The sequence below is a fragment of the Paenibacillus sp. FSL R7-0216 genome, assembly GCF_037969915.1.
Taxonomy (GTDB): Bacteria; Bacillota; Bacilli; order Paenibacillales; family Paenibacillaceae; genus Fontibacillus; species Fontibacillus rhizolycopersici.
In genome coordinates this window covers 5,096,181-5,109,839 of record NZ_CP150222.1, presented here as the reverse complement: position 1 = coordinate 5,109,839, position 13,659 = coordinate 5,096,181, and the positions used below count along the sequence as shown (strand labels likewise).

Here is a 13,659-nt window from a genome sequence, read left to right as displayed (position 1 = left end):
ATTCTCAATATGATGCAGCTAATACAGAGGAGAGGATGCCATGGAGATGCTTAATGTTATTTTTTTGCTATAACTAGAACGATCATTCCCGTAAAAACTTCTGCCAAGCTGCAAGCAAAAAAAAAGAAAAAGGGGAAATAATCCATGTCTAATTACACAGCACCTAACTTGACGGTCACTTCCGGCAATCAAACCACTTTCACTTATCGTCGTTTCGGCAAAGCCGATACGACCCCAGTTGTATTCCTGCAACACTTCCGCGGAAATATTGATAACTGGGATCCGGCGCTTGTTGACGATATTGCGGCTGAACGTGAAGTCATTCTCTTTGACAATGTAGGAGTTGGAGGTACGACAGGATCTACACCAGGCACCGTTACTGAAATGGCTCACGGTGTTTTGGAGTTCATTGATGCGCTTGGATTAATGAGTGTCGATTTGTTCGGCTTCTCTTTGGGAGGCTTTGTTGCTCAAGAAGTCGTACTCCTCCGTCCCCATTTGGTAAGACGTCTGATTCTTGCCGGGACTGGGCCGCAGGGCGGGCGCGATATGCACGGCTGGAACAACGAAATAAACAGTCACGCTTACAAAGATGTTCAAGGCGCTGACGACATATTCTACTTATTCTTTGCTCCGACTACGACAAGTCAGGCCAAAGGCCTTGAATTCGTAGGACGTATCTTCACCCGGACCGAAGACCGCGACGAGATGCCTTCGTTGCAAGTACGCGATGCACAAGCAAAGGCGATCATCGATTGGGGCATTCCGGATCTGAGTAAACTGGCTCGTCTTGCAGGAATAAGGCAGCCCACGCTTGTCGCGAACGGTAACCATGACATTATGGTGCCTACTGTCAACTCCTACCTGCTTGCCGGACACATACCCAATGCAGAGTTAATGATTTACCCTGATGCAAATCACGGTTTCTTATTCCAGTATCCGCATGAATTCGCCGAGAGAGTGAATGCCTTCCTGAACAAGGCGGCCTCAAACGCCTAACAATGTTAAATCCTGCAAGTTGTGAAGGACGCCCGATTGGGGCGTCCTTCATTTTGCTATATGGATGATGATACGGGGATTGACCTTGGACTTTACTCCAATGTTATGATCTAACTGGAAAGGAGGCTAAGATGAAAATCAAGGAATTTGCGAACAAATATCAAATCCAAACGGATACCCTTCGTTTTTATGAGAAAGAGAACTTATTGAATCCAATCCGACGGGAAAATGGCTATCGGGAATTTGACGATGAATGTGAAAAACAGATCCAGCTTATCATCGTATTAAAGCAATTGGGTTTTAGCATAAAGGAAATTCAACAATTGCTTCTAATCCGAGACGACAGATCGATATCGACAGAATGTAAGGATACTACCGTGATGTTGTTGAATCAAAAAATGATGAATCTGGAGGAAAAAATCCGGTTTTACCAACAGGCCTTGAAAGTCGTGCAAACCATTAAGGAACTTGCAAGTGAAGTGGAGTATCTAGAGAATATAGACGATATTGAAAAATTATTACTTCGTTTATTTCAAAATGATGAATAAGGAGGAGAGATAAGATGACGAATAAACATATCGTTCATGTTGAATATGCGCTTGCCTTTGCACTTTCTTTATTCATTTACATTCAGCTACACTTTCCTATTTGGCTGTTTGCTGCTCTTTTATTCGTTCCCGATCTTACCATGCTTGGTTACGCCATGAACAAGAAGATAGGTGCGATGGTTTACAATTTCGGGCACACCTTTATTTTCCCACTGTTATTAGCATCGGGCTCCTTATATTTGTCAAACGATAATCTGCTATTAGGGTCGGTGATCTGGATCGCTCATATCTGTATGGATCGAGCCATAGGGGCGGGGTTGAAATACCCAGATTCATCATTTACGAATACACATCTACAAAAGATTTAATGAGAAGCTCGCTGTCACCGCAGCGAGCTTCTTTATTTCCTATTTGCTGTAGTAATGGCCTTGTTCAAGGTCTGGGATTAGAGCAGGGGACACCCAGATCGTAAAATAAAATTGACATGATGTATAGTTTAGTATACATTATGTTTAATCAACTTTACTTTATTGAAGGCGGTGTCTACATGACGTATCAGGAAAAGAAGAGCATCGTATCGTTAATCAGCACCATACTTATTTTTACAGTGTACTGCCTGTACAAGTACCCGGAGTATCCCAATGAAGTGCTGGATTCAAATGTAACTTTCCATTACTGGGGATCCTTCGTACTGGTGTTAACCTTGGTTTCCATCGCAGCACATATCGTGATCAGCATCATTTTTAACATCCTCTTCCGAATAACGACGGGTGAAAAGGAACCTGCTTTCGCGGATGAAATGGATAAGCGCATCGACTTGTTGGCCTTTCGAAATTCATTTGCTGTGTTTGTCCTTGGTTTCCTTCTAGCCATGGGCTCATTGGTGATAGACCAGCCCTTGAAGGTGATGTTCATCGTCCTCATCGTCTCTGGATTTCTATCAGACGTAACCGGTTCAATTTCGAGACTGTATCACTACAGAAGAGGAGTTTAAGATGGGTAAAATTCTTGTTGGCAATCACATCAGAAAAATACGGTTCAATCATCATGAAATGACTCAGCAGCAGTTGGCCGACAAGGTTGGTGTAACCAGGCAAACGATTGTGGCTCTTGAAAAGGGAAACTACTCCCCGTCACTGGAGCTGGCCTTTCGTATTGCTCGGGCCTTTAACTTGCCGTTGGAAGAAGTATTCTTTTATGGAGAAAACTCAGAGGAGAGGTGAGGGAATTGGATTTCTCAACGAAGACTGCATCAAGGATCACAGGTGTTCTTTTTGTTATTGCTGCCCTTACGGCTATACTAGGTGTTATTTTGTATAAACCGCTCCTGAACGATTCGGACTACCTGATTCAAGGCGCCGCACATGCGAATCAGGTGGTTCTGGGGTCGCTTATGGAGCTGATCCTTGTCGTTTCAGCGATAGGTACAGCGACCATGATGTTCCCCTATTTGAAACAATATAGTCGAACGATTGCGATTTGGCATGTTTGCTTCCGGTTTTTGGAGGCCATTGTGATTACGGTAGGGGTCATCAGCGTAATGTCCTTGTTGGCCTTAAGCCAGGACTATGTAGCAGCGGGGGGGCAGGATATCGCTTCCTATCGGGTTTCGGGTACATTGCTAAAGGCCGCGCACGATTACACATTTTTGCTAGGACCTAATTTTTTTCTGGGAATCAATACGATGATGTATAGCTACATTTTTTATAAGTCGAAGCTTGTACCCAGGTTTATCCCGATATTGGGTTTGACCGGGTCAGCCTTAGTTCTGCTTGCTGCCTTATTAGAAATGTTTGGGGTCATTGATCAAGTCTCGGCTTGGGGCGGGATCTTGGCGCTCCCAATCTTCGCCAATGAAATGATCCTTGCAGTGTGGCTCATCTTAAAAGGGTTTAATGAGTCCGCAACCCATTCACGGTTTCGAACGCAAAGATAAAGGAGAAGAAGATGAATACGAAGCAACGTAAGACGATTTTTGTCATAACGCTATCCTATACTATTTTCATTCTTTTTTTTATGTTTCTCGCTTTTGGCAGAGCAGATACGGTAGATCGGGAGACGGGTTACACCTTTATGTTTATGCCGGACGGTTTTTTTAGACTGCCGGATTTATCCGACCTTCTACATCCTACGCTTATGGATCTTGTGGGCTTTGGGAACGTTGCTGCCTTTGTTCCTTTTGGTATTCTAATTCCGTTGTTATATCGGACTGGTTTTCTTCGGTTTATGAGCCTATTCATCCTGTCTATCCTCGTGCTGGAAACCGTTCAGGCCTTCACTTTGCTCGGCAGCTTTGACATTAACGATGTTATTCAGAACTCATCCGGCGCGGCAGTTGGATTCGGGGCGTATAGATTGGGGTTTCGTACCGAAAAGGTCAGAAGAAACCTAGTTGTTACAGGCATCTCCGTTGTTGTCCTGCTCATTGGGGTTTGGGCGAGCTTCGGGCTTGTCGACAAAGCGTTCACGAAAGAGCAGGGCCCTTTTGTCGCGCTTAACGAGCTGAAAAGCAGCAGTACCGATTCATCAAAGGGAGTCACGCGAGACAACTTTCAAATTGGTGGACAAAACGTAGTACCTCAATATAATGTGTATAGCACGGAAGATAAAAATACGGTGACTTACACGTATTCGTTAGGCGAAAAGGAGCTTTATATCTACTTGAATTATGGGATTCCCGATCAAGAGGATTTTCAGGGGAGTTTACGGCTATCCGCTGACGGACAGGAGTACCTGTCCACGTCCGCAGAAGCTCTGGGCCATGAACTTGGGATGTCCTCCATCTACTTGCAAGGGGCCCATGAGCTCACGATTACCCTAGAGGGGAACGTGAAATTATGGGATGTCGGATATCAGGAGATGAAGTACCCATGGAATCGGTGAAGGGGCAAGGGAACAGTCGATGAACAAAACGGATCGGTTGTTGGCCATCGTGCTCGAACTGCAAGGCAGGCGAGTGTTACGTGCCGAAGATTTGGCGGCACAATTTGAAACCAGTGTGCGGACCATCTATCGCGACATTCAGGCGCTCAGCGAAGCAGGCGTTCCGATTATAGGTACTCCAGGCACAGGGTATTCCTTAATGGAGGGTTATTTTCTGCCTCCGATCCGTTTCACAATTGAGGAAGCCATGACCTTGCTTATAGGAACTGATTTTGTCGAGCAACGATTTGATGATGCATATCGGGATAGAGCTATTGTGGCTAGGAAAAAAATTGAGGTCACTCTATCAGAGCGTGTTCGCAATGAGACTTCCCGGATCCGCAAGTCGCTGCGCCTTCTCTCACCTGGCAAACCGCCAGCTTCGTCAAACGAAAGGGAGAATCTCGATGAGATCCGCCGAGCTCTATTCAATGGACGAAAGGTCCGATTTCATTATTCGAGAAAATTTCCGGATTCCACGGGGAACCGCCATAGCGAACGTACAGTTGCTCCTTATGGCCTTGTACATGTTGAAGGAGCCTGGATGCTTGTGGCCTGGTGTGATCTACGCCAAGACATCCGCCATTTCCGGTTGTCCCGGATGACTGAGTTGATCGAACTGGATGAACGTTTCGAAATCCCTGAGCATTTTGACTTAAAGGAGTATACACCCATAGACGATCGTCACTTGCGGGTATGCCTTCGATTTACGCCTGACACCGCAGATAAGGTGAAGGAATCAAACTATCCTTACGTAGAGGATATGAAAGAGCATCCAGATGGAATGGATGTGGTCTTACGCGTTCGTCAGTTGGATGAATTGCTGCCATGGGTGCTTGGCTGGGGGGCGGGCGTAATCGCATTAGAACCCGAATCGCTCCGAGATCGGATTCGTGAGGAAGCCCAAAAAATGCTAAACCGCTACTGACATGATGTTGTCAGTAGCGGTTTTTTATAATTGGACATGTAAATGTAAAGGAGACAGATATGAGGAAGGATGATCATTTGTGAATTTTGCTTCTGTACGTATCATTACGGACGACGTGGATCGTCTTGTCGAGTTCTATGAGAAAGTCATGGGGGTTTCGGCGGAGCGGCCCGCGCCTGTATTTGCCGAGCTCGCCTTGCCCTCATGCACTCTTGCCATCGGCCACTCCCATACAACGCAGCTATTCGGAGTCGGTTCCGCTGTGGGGGCCCATAACCGCACGGTCATTCTGGAATTCCTCGTCGACGATGTCGAAGCCGAATATGCGCGCTTGAAGCCATTTGTCGATGATTGGGTAATGGAACCGACCACGATGCCGTGGGGGAACCGTTCTATGCTGTTCCGCGATCCCGACGGCAACCTCCTTAACCTTTTCAAGCCGGTGACCGAGGAAGCGATTCAAAGGTTTAGTAGGAGACCTTCTTAGGTTTTTAACTTACGACAAATTGGATCCTATAAAATCAAGCCTGCGATGGGGAAAATTTCACTTGCCCTATGCTGGCAACCGCGTTGCCGCGAAGCAACAATATGAGCTTTTGCGAGATATGCTGCAAGCGGAGTTTGAATGGCTCAATTACTTATCGTTACAAACAGCGCGCTGAACCGTATCAAACCCGGTTGGGCGGGTACGATCGAGGGTAGAAAACGTGGAAACCGCGGAAGCCTGGACCGAATAGAAAAGTTCCAGGCTGCTGCGGTTAGTCCAGAATATTCTTCCCTAAGCGATCTGTAGAATAACAAGGTGTGCGGAATCGGGCCTCGTTCCCCCAGCCAACGGAGTGATTGTGAGTGCCGTGGAATTCCCTGCTGGATTTCGAACGGTGAGAACGGAATTAATGAGTGATGTCTGCACAAGTGCCATACCTACGATTTGCGAAGTTCCTGTCGCACGTCCGACTACCGTATATGCCAGGTCATCACCGTTTAGTGTTAAGAGCAATTGACCTGCTTCATTTACATTCACCTGAAACAAAACTTGATAGGTACCTATCGCGGCCAGGTTAAACGAGCTGGCATTTATGCGAGTAATCGCAGTCCCGCTGAGGGGACCATCTTGCGGAAAACTTACGTCCGTGTTTGGAGCAACTGTTGCTGCATTGTCCGGCGGCATCAATGCAAAGAAATCTGCAAAACCTAGAACTCCTCCTGTCGGCCCTGCTGGCCCCACTGCTCCGGCCGGTCCTGTTGGGCCCACTGCTCCGGCCGGTCCTGCTGGGCCTACTGCTCCGGCGGGTCCTGCCGGCCCTACTGCTCCGGCGGGTCCTGCCGGTCCGGTCAATCCAGCTGCACCGATGGCTCCCGCAAGTCCTGCGATTCCTTGGGGTCCCAGTGCTCCTGCGATTCCTTGTGGGCCAAGAGCGCCAATTGCCCCGATAAGTCCTGCTGCTCCTTGTGGCCCCAGTGCTCCTGCAAGTCCTTGCGGTCCGAGTTCGCCAATCGCGCCTACAAGTCCTGCGATTCCTTGCGGCCCAAGCGCTCCTGCGATTCCCTGTGGGCCAAGAGCGCCAATTGCCCCAATAAGTCCTGCTGCTCCTTGGGGTCCCAGTGCTCCTGCAAGTCCTTGCGGTCCGAGTTCGCCAATCGCGCCTACAAGTCCTGCAAGCCCTTCAGGTCCAAGCGCTCCTGCGATTCCTTGTGGACCAAGAGCGCCAATTGCCCCAATAAGTCCTGCTGCTCCCTGGGGCCCTAGTGCTCCTGCAAGTCCCTGCGGTCCAGCTTCAGAGATGGCTTCTGCAAGCCCTTGAAGCAATACACGTCCTTTAGGCGGAGGACACCTTTTACAAACAATCTTCTTGGCTACTCGAACACGATGTTTCTTTGGTTTTCTTTTCGGATGACACACAGTTAAGGTTTTCTTTTTGCACCGTTTTTTTAAATCGGGACAACTCACCACGACACCTCCCCACTAAGATTATTCAGTGTACGTGAATTGATTTATTAGGCATGGACGAATGGCCTGTTATGAGCTAGACAAATAACTATTTTCAGGAAAATGGGTGAATAAAAATTTCCTGAGAACAAACAACGTCGCTGTGCAGCGATTGCATTTAATTACGGTGTTTATGGATTTCATGTTTTTCTTCCGCTCTTCTATGTCGCGCTTGGGGTGGCCTCCTGGGCGCTGTGTCCAAAAAGCCGCAAACTCTAAAGGGAGTGATATACTAGTATCAAATCGCTGCTGAAAGATACAGGAGGTCTGGACCATGGAGTTTGAAGAAATATTTACGGTACATGTTCAAATCGAGAGTTCGATCCATTTGAACCATCGTGATGGAGATTCCGTAACCATGATTTCTTTTAAGGGGCGGGTCACAGGGAAGTATTTTGAAGGAGAAATCCTTGCCGGAGGGGTAGATACCCAAATTATTGGAAAGTTGGATCATCCTCATACCTTATCAGCTAGGTATATGCTTGAAGGGAAGGATCACACAGGCGAACGATGCAAGGTTTATATTGAGAATAACGGAAATATGAATCACAAGTTGAAAAATGTATTGTTCAGGTCTTACCCTAAAGTGATTACGGACAGTAAGGCTTTAGCCTTTTTAAATGATGACATCCTAGTTGCCGAGGGAAGTTCAACGGAGTCTGGTTTAGATATTAAGATCTATAGAGCATTGTAAATCGGATGAATGGAATCCTCGAATGCTGGTATATTCCCCCTTATTTCGTGTGACACTAGTTCAAATGTTATGGATAAGGGGTGCGGTAAAGTGATGAGTGAGTATCAACCCGGACAAGTTGTGTATGTCATTATTCGAAACCCGCATGTACAGGGAGTCGCCAATGTGCAGGAAGCAGCTGTCGTGAGCGATCCCAATTCACCAGGAGATTTTGCACTATTTGTTTACGAAACGTATTATCCGCTAAACGAGGAGATCGCTGTGTATTCAACAGCGAGTGAAGCGGAAACGGCCTATCGAGAAGCATTCGGGTTATCGGATGCGGAAGCCTATTATGGTTAAGCCATTCGTCCCTCAACTCGTATATGTGGAGCCCAGGGCATTGGATTATCCACTAGGTAGAGAATTGCTGGCCAAATTCGAAAACATGGGTTTGGATATTCGGGAAACGACCTCGCATAACCAAATCCGAAACCTGCCGGGGGACAACGATTTTCAAAAATATCGAGTGGCGAAGTCTACGCTAGTCGTCGGAGTGAGGAAAACCTTAAAGTTTGATACGTCCAAGCCCTCCGCAGAGTTTGCCATTCCGTTCGCCACAGGATGCATGGGCCATTGTCATTATTGTTACTTACAGACGACGATGGGAAGTAAACCGTATATTCGGACTTATGTCAATATTGACGATATTTTTGAAGCCGCGGACCAATACATGAAGGAAAGAGCCCCTGAGATAACAAGGTTTGAAGCCTCATGTACGTCGGACATCGCAGGGATTGATCACCTAACCCATACGCTCAAGAAAGCCATCGAATATTTTGGCGCGTCAGAGTTGGGACAGTTGCGCTTCGTAACGAAGTTCGCTCATATCGATCACTTGCTGGATGCCAAGCATAATGGTCGGACCCGGTTTCGCTTTAGTATGAATGACGATTATATCATTCAAAATTTTGAACCAGGCACATCCAGACAAGCGGAGAGGATGGAGGCAGCGAGAAAAGTGGCGGAGGCAGGATATCCATTAGGGTTCATTATCGCTCCGATCTATTTGCATGACGGATGGAAAGAGGGGTATAAGGACATGTTCGAGAAACTAGAGACCATCCTTCCCTCTTCTTCAAAGAAAGATTTGACGTTCGAATTGATACAGCATCGATTTACCAAGCCGGCGAAGCGTGTCATTGAGAAGAATTATCCGATGACCAAGCTGGAGCTTGATGAATCCAAGCGGAAGTGGAAGTGGGGACGATATGGGATAGGGAAATACGTCTATACCGATCTGGAGCAGGAGGATATGAAAGAGACGCTAGGTGGGTATATCCGCACTTATTTTCCTGACGCCACAATTGAATATTTCACATAAGGGAACGGGATCCTCGAAGGGAGGGGAAAAGCATGGATATAAAATTCGAGACGCTCACTTATGTCTTAAGCGAACGGTTCAAGAGGGAGATCATCTCAGCCGACTACCAGACGATGCCGTTAAAGGGCGGAACGGTGGGAAATGTGTACCTGGTCACGGGAGTTGCCGAAACCGTGGATGGTGAAGAGTTGCCGTACCGTATCGTGTTGAAAATTCAGAAGAAATGGGAGCGTTACGGCGACCCGGGTTCATGGCGTAGAGAGTATGATCTTTACGCGTCTGACTTGGAAACGACGTTCCCGGATGCTTTTCGCTGGCCGACCTGTTATTACGCCGAGATGAATGCCGAAGGTAGTGAATTCCAGCTGTGGCTGGATTATATCGATGGTGTATCGGGTCTAGACTTGACGGGTGACATGTATGAACAGGCCGCGCTGGACTTAGGGCGTTATCAAGGCAAGCTTTATGCGGAACAGCCCGCCGTGTTGCAGAGCTTGACCAACCTGAGCCATGCCGATTTTATGAAGAATACATACCTGCATTACCGGGCATGGCCGGTTGTCTACAATTATATCCGCTCGGAGGATTGCGAATTGCCGCAGCACGTGCGTCAAATGCTCATCGACATCGATGAACACGCAGACGAGATCATCGCCCGCATCGAGAAACTGCCCCTCGTGTTATGCCATCGGGATTTCTGGGTGGCCAACTTGATCTTTGCCGACGGGAAAATCACGCTCATCGACTGGGATACCAGTGGATGGGGCTACTTGGGCGAGGATATCGCCAGTCTGATTGCGGATGAAGCGGATATCGATCACATGGTTGAATATTACCAACGATGCGTCCCCGCGTATTACAAAGGTTTTGCGGAGTATGTGGATGTAGCTTCTATCGTCGATGATTGCGTCTACGAGATGATTCTTTTCTTGTTCGGCTATAGGCTTGTGGATTGGGTTCTCCATACAGAGGACGAGAACGAGAAGATGAAGCATGTAGAGACGCTCCAGAAAATCTATGAAATGAAGGCGGCTTCTCCACCAGCTATAGTATAATTACTTATTATGAATAACTGGAGGAAGGGGCGCTAGCGTTGGCAAGAACGAAGGCCTTTGACACGAATGAAATCTTGCATAAAGCCATGAATGTCTTTGGAAATCGTGGCTATGAAGGCACCTCGCTGCCCGATTTGATTTCAGGGCTGGGCATTGCCCGCCAAAGTATATATGACACGTACGGAACCAAATGGGATCTCTTCTTCGCAGCGGTTAAGCATTATATGGATCAGAAGAATCGGGAGTTGCAGCAGCATTGCGAGGGGCCGGGAACGGTCGTTGACAAGGTGGAACTCGTATTTTTGACCATCATTAAAGTCCTAGTTGATCCCGAACTGCGTTTGGAATGCTTCATTATTAGCAGCGCGATTGAGCAGGCGCCTCATCATGAGGAACTGGCGGTTTATCTGCAAGAGAGTATAGAGCTGTCGGAGCTGACCTTCTACACGATGCTGGAACGGGCGGTGGAGGAAGGGGAAATCGGCTCAGAGGTCAACATCCGAGACCTGGCCCGGTTCCTGGTGCATGAGCGGATCGCCTTGATCACGTCAGCCAAGCTGGGAATAGAAGAACCGAAGCTGCTTGGACTCCTGCAGATGGTTCTAATGGTCTTTCGGACGATACAAGGCACTAAACGGTAGATCTTATTCAAACATATGAACCTCAAAAGGCTCTCCCAGGTCATCATAAATGGTGACGGGAGAGCCTTTTATCTTAGGATAATACTTTAGTTAGAAATGATGACTTATGTTCTGAAATAAACTGCTCTAGAGAACGCGGCTCTCGCCCGGTCACACGTAACACCGTGTCCGTAACCTGATCCTCCAATCCATCGAGGCGAATACGGATATCCATTTCGGCCAGGTTTTTGGCATAACTCTCCGGCAAACCAGTCGCCATATGCCTCTCTGTAAGTTGCTCCGGTGTGATATGAATATGGGCAGCGTTCAGGCCGGTCACGCTGCGGATCACTTTGGCCACATCGTCATAGGTGAGGGATTCTGGACCCGTAATGATAAGCTCCCGGTTAGGGGGTTCCTTGTCCGTCAGGGCATGAAAGCCAACAGCGGCAATATCCTCGGCGTCAACGAAACCGATCTTGCCATCCCCAGTTGCCGTATAAAGGTGTCCGCTTTGGCGCAAGGAATTTCCGTGTCCGTGTCCGGGATCCGTAAAGTTCTGCATGAAATAGGAGGGGCGCAGGACAGCCCATTCGGGGACATGCTCATGCAAGTAACGGTGAACCGCTCCAAAGACAGGGCCATCCTCCGGAATCGAGGCGCTGGATAACAGGACGTAGCGCCTTACCGAAGCGTCAATAGCCCTGCGGATAAAGGGGATCATGACTTCCTCAGGGTTCATACTTGGAGGTGCGATCAGGTAGACAGCATGGACGTCCTGCAGGATTTGATCGTGGTTGGAGCCATCGAACCAATCGAAACGGACCGATTCCCCGGTTTGTTGATCCCCGGGCTTGGGTAAGCTACGTCCGGCTCTTCGAACCAGAACGCCCTGATTTTGCAGCAGCTGTGCGATGCGAGAAGAAGTCTTGCCTTGTCCTCCGGTTAGTAGAATACGGGTGGATGATTCATTAGGCATATCGTGATCTCCTTTAGTTCTCATTAAGGTCTAGTATTAAGTTGCGGCTAATGGATTCCAGTAGTCTTGATAATGAACGATCCTGCCATTCTCCTGAACCTTGACTACGGAAATATAGCTTTGTTCATAAGGTTGGCCAGTCATAAGGAGTTTTCCACTCGCTTCGAACTGAGCGAAGAACACCGGGGCATCGGCCGCTACATGAATGACCGGCGGGGTGAATGAGGTGATTTCAAGCACCTTCTCCAAATTCTCCAGATACGGCTTCAGCGCCGCCTTCCCGTCCAGACGCCTAGGATTCGGTTCCTGGGCATAAGGAAATTCGAAGATGATATCGTCCGCAAACAAATCGAGAAATGCATCATAATCCTTTCGAATATAACGATCCGCGAAGAGTTGAATCAGCTGCTCAGCCTGCCCGTTAGTCAAGGTATTCATTTCGATTGCCTCGCTTTCTAAAGAGAATGGAGCCTTAGCAAAGGGGGAAGCTCTAGACTCACTATATCACTTTCCGGACTGAACGGTCAAATATATTTTGACTGAACAGTCCGGAAAGTAAATGACTCATCAAGATTGCCAAGCAGCTGATTCCCGGGGAACAGTACTAAAATGGGGAGGAGAAGGGTGGAAATACGATGAGGCAAAAGAAAATTATTAATCGCTGTTCATTCGTCGATAAACTTGTTACGCGGGGCTGACGATGCCCGATTCCGCGAAGCGGCAATCAGCATCGGAATAGCGATCAGAAGGCTGACCATCACCGGCACAATAGAACCTTCAAGTCCAAAATCGCCTCCGGTGAAAAGTGGAGCGCCGCTCACGGTTACCGTAAACAGGCCGGTTGCAGGGTGACCGGATACAGGTATGCCAAGCAAAGCTTCAAGTGCATTCCAGGCAAAGTGCAGCCCCATGGCAAACCACAGGTTCCGACGCCACAGGTAGGCGGCGCCGAGCAGGACGCCTGCTTCAATGGTGATCGCGAACGCGCTCCATAGAGTTGCCCCGGTATTCCCGAGGTGGGCTACCCCAAAGAATAAGGAGGTTACAGCGAGTGCCGGCCAGTTACCCAACCATTGGCGAATCGCCTGGAACATCAGCCCGCGAAAGATCAGCTCCTCAATAATGGCTGCGCTTAAGGCACTTTCAATGGAAGCGAGTAGAATCAGATTCGTATCCGCAGCAGGGGCCCATTGAAGAGAGTAGCCCCCCAGAATCACAATCATCAAAGTAGACACAAGAATAAAGATGGCCCCGATGAGGAATCCTTTGCCCGCTTCCACGCCTGCGCGTTGTCTGGATAGTTCAGAAATGGACCGACGAGCTAAGTACTTCATCGTGAGCCAATAGACGAGGATGCCCCCGATGCTAGCCGTTAGAGTTAACAGAAGGGAGGATATTCCCTTTACATCCCCAGCTAGCAGCCGGAATAATACATCTACGAGAATGATCCCAATCGTGCCTGCGACCATCCAAGTGAGGGGGAAACGTAAAAATGAATTTGCCTTGTGTGCAGAAGTGTTCTTCATGTCTTGCTTCAGCTCCTCTATTGCTTAATGGTTAG

The 13,659-nt window shown here is 48.1% G+C and carries 18 protein-coding genes; 14 read left to right on the top strand and 4 right to left on the bottom strand.

From position 1 onward, the window contains the following. The first annotated feature begins 144 nt into the window (after positions 1-144). From MKZ15_RS23580 to MKZ15_RS23540, 9 genes are all read left to right on the top strand, one after another. Complete coding sequence (locus MKZ15_RS23580) at positions 145-999, top strand: alpha/beta hydrolase (protein WP_339818700.1); 855 nt, start codon at positions 145-147, stop codon at positions 997-999. Positions 1,000-1,130: 131 nt separating this feature from the next. After that, positions 1,131-1,547 (top strand): MerR family transcriptional regulator, encoded by a 417-nt coding sequence (locus tag MKZ15_RS23575; RefSeq protein WP_339818697.1) that lies wholly within the window; start codon positions 1,131-1,133, stop codon positions 1,545-1,547. A 14-nt stretch (positions 1,548-1,561) separates the two neighbouring features. After that, positions 1,562-1,915 (top strand): DUF4260 domain-containing protein, encoded by a 354-nt coding sequence (locus MKZ15_RS23570; protein WP_339818694.1) that lies wholly within the window; start codon positions 1,562-1,564, stop codon positions 1,913-1,915. 179 nt (positions 1,916-2,094) lie between these two features. Beyond that, a complete protein-coding gene (locus tag MKZ15_RS23565; protein WP_193417551.1) occupies positions 2,095-2,541 on the top strand; it encodes a hypothetical protein in 447 nt (148 codons plus the stop codon). A gap of 1 nt (position 2,542) precedes the next feature. Next, on the top strand, positions 2,543-2,770 hold the full coding sequence (locus MKZ15_RS23560) for a helix-turn-helix transcriptional regulator (RefSeq protein WP_155604603.1): 228 nt from the start codon (positions 2,543-2,545) through the stop codon (positions 2,768-2,770). After that, positions 2,767-3,483 carry a DUF4386 domain-containing protein gene (locus tag MKZ15_RS23555; protein ID WP_339818691.1) on the top strand — a complete coding sequence of 239 codons (717 nt, stop codon included), beginning with the start codon at positions 2,767-2,769 and terminating at the stop codon, positions 3,481-3,483. Before MKZ15_RS23560 ends, MKZ15_RS23555 begins: the two co-directional genes overlap by 4 nt. Before the next feature lie 11 nt (positions 3,484-3,494). After that, positions 3,495-4,430 (top strand): VanZ family protein, encoded by a 936-nt coding sequence (locus tag MKZ15_RS23550; RefSeq protein WP_339818688.1) that lies wholly within the window; start codon positions 3,495-3,497, stop codon positions 4,428-4,430. A 19-nt stretch (positions 4,431-4,449) separates the two neighbouring features. Beyond that, complete coding sequence (locus MKZ15_RS23545; protein WP_339818686.1) at positions 4,450-5,397, top strand: YafY family protein; 948 nt, start codon at positions 4,450-4,452, stop codon at positions 5,395-5,397. A gap of 79 nt (positions 5,398-5,476) precedes the next feature. Continuing rightward, positions 5,477-5,884: a VOC family protein gene (locus MKZ15_RS23540; protein WP_213622473.1), complete on the top strand. Its 408-nt coding sequence runs from the start codon at positions 5,477-5,479 to the stop codon at positions 5,882-5,884. 291 nt (positions 5,885-6,175) lie between these two features. Here the strand turns inward: MKZ15_RS23540 and MKZ15_RS23535 are convergent, their stop codons facing one another. Next, a complete protein-coding gene (locus MKZ15_RS23535) occupies positions 6,176-7,207 on the bottom strand; it encodes a collagen-like protein (protein WP_339818683.1) in 1,032 nt (343 codons plus the stop codon). Between the two features lie 454 nt (positions 7,208-7,661). Between MKZ15_RS23535 and MKZ15_RS23530 the strand changes: the two genes are divergently transcribed. The 5 genes from MKZ15_RS23530 (at position 7,662) to MKZ15_RS23510 (ending at position 11,140) form a co-directional block, all read left to right on the top strand. Beyond that, complete coding sequence (locus MKZ15_RS23530) at positions 7,662-8,081, top strand: DUF3237 family protein (protein WP_193417546.1); 420 nt, start codon at positions 7,662-7,664, stop codon at positions 8,079-8,081. Between the two features lie 93 nt (positions 8,082-8,174). Further along, positions 8,175-8,423, top strand: coding sequence for a transcriptional regulator SplA domain-containing protein (locus tag MKZ15_RS23525; protein ID WP_193417545.1), 249 nt, complete (start codon positions 8,175-8,177; stop codon positions 8,421-8,423). Further along, a complete protein-coding gene (splB, locus tag MKZ15_RS23520) occupies positions 8,416-9,444 on the top strand; it encodes a spore photoproduct lyase (RefSeq protein WP_193417544.1) in 1,029 nt (342 codons plus the stop codon). Before MKZ15_RS23525 ends, splB begins: the two co-directional genes overlap by 8 nt. Before the next feature lie 32 nt (positions 9,445-9,476). Further along, on the top strand, positions 9,477-10,499 hold the full coding sequence (locus MKZ15_RS23515; protein ID WP_339818674.1) for an aminoglycoside phosphotransferase family protein: 1,023 nt from the start codon (positions 9,477-9,479) through the stop codon (positions 10,497-10,499). Between the two features lie 38 nt (positions 10,500-10,537). Then, positions 10,538-11,140, top strand: a complete 603-nt coding sequence (locus tag MKZ15_RS23510; protein WP_193417542.1) for a TetR/AcrR family transcriptional regulator — start codon at positions 10,538-10,540, stop codon at positions 11,138-11,140. Positions 11,141-11,213: 73 nt separating this feature from the next. Here the strand turns inward: MKZ15_RS23510 and MKZ15_RS23505 are convergent, their stop codons facing one another. The 3 genes from MKZ15_RS23505 to MKZ15_RS23495 form a co-directional block, all read right to left on the bottom strand. Beyond that, positions 11,214-12,098: an NAD(P)H-binding protein gene (locus tag MKZ15_RS23505; protein WP_339818671.1), complete on the bottom strand. Its 885-nt coding sequence runs from the start codon at positions 12,096-12,098 to the stop codon at positions 11,214-11,216. A gap of 36 nt (positions 12,099-12,134) precedes the next feature. Further along, on the bottom strand, positions 12,135-12,536 hold the full coding sequence (locus tag MKZ15_RS23500; protein WP_213622468.1) for a nuclear transport factor 2 family protein: 402 nt from the start codon (positions 12,534-12,536) through the stop codon (positions 12,135-12,137). A gap of 227 nt (positions 12,537-12,763) precedes the next feature. Beyond that, positions 12,764-13,624 carry a type II CAAX endopeptidase family protein gene (locus MKZ15_RS23495; RefSeq protein ID WP_339818667.1) on the bottom strand — a complete coding sequence of 287 codons (861 nt, stop codon included), beginning with the start codon at positions 13,622-13,624 and terminating at the stop codon, positions 12,764-12,766. Positions 13,625-13,659 lie beyond the last annotated feature (35 nt).

Coding starts and splice junctions, on each gene's coding strand:
- MKZ15_RS23580 (WP_339818700.1), top strand. CDS start 145: ATGTCTAATTACACAGCACCTAACTTGACGGTCACTTCCGGCAATCAA.
- MKZ15_RS23560 (WP_155604603.1), top strand. CDS start 2,543: ATGGGTAAAATTCTTGTTGGCAATCACATCAGAAAAATACGGTTCAAT.
- MKZ15_RS23515 (WP_339818674.1), top strand. CDS start 9,477: ATGGATATAAAATTCGAGACGCTCACTTATGTCTTAAGCGAACGGTTC.
- MKZ15_RS23570 (WP_339818694.1), top strand. CDS start 1,562: ATGACGAATAAACATATCGTTCATGTTGAATATGCGCTTGCCTTTGCA.
- MKZ15_RS23505 (WP_339818671.1), bottom strand. CDS start 12,098: ATGCCTAATGAATCATCCACCCGTATTCTACTAACCGGAGGACAAGGC.
- splB (WP_193417544.1), top strand. CDS start 8,416: ATGGTTAAGCCATTCGTCCCTCAACTCGTATATGTGGAGCCCAGGGCA.
- MKZ15_RS23550 (WP_339818688.1), top strand. CDS start 3,495: ATGAATACGAAGCAACGTAAGACGATTTTTGTCATAACGCTATCCTAT.
- MKZ15_RS23495 (WP_339818667.1), bottom strand. CDS start 13,624: ATGAAGAACACTTCTGCACACAAGGCAAATTCATTTTTACGTTTCCCC.
- MKZ15_RS23545 (WP_339818686.1), top strand. CDS start 4,450: ATGAACAAAACGGATCGGTTGTTGGCCATCGTGCTCGAACTGCAAGGC.
- MKZ15_RS23565 (WP_193417551.1), top strand. CDS start 2,095: ATGACGTATCAGGAAAAGAAGAGCATCGTATCGTTAATCAGCACCATA.
- MKZ15_RS23525 (WP_193417545.1), top strand. CDS start 8,175: ATGAGTGAGTATCAACCCGGACAAGTTGTGTATGTCATTATTCGAAAC.
- MKZ15_RS23500 (WP_213622468.1), bottom strand. CDS start 12,536: ATGAATACCTTGACTAACGGGCAGGCTGAGCAGCTGATTCAACTCTTC.
- MKZ15_RS23530 (WP_193417546.1), top strand. CDS start 7,662: ATGGAGTTTGAAGAAATATTTACGGTACATGTTCAAATCGAGAGTTCG.
- MKZ15_RS23575 (WP_339818697.1), top strand. CDS start 1,131: ATGAAAATCAAGGAATTTGCGAACAAATATCAAATCCAAACGGATACC.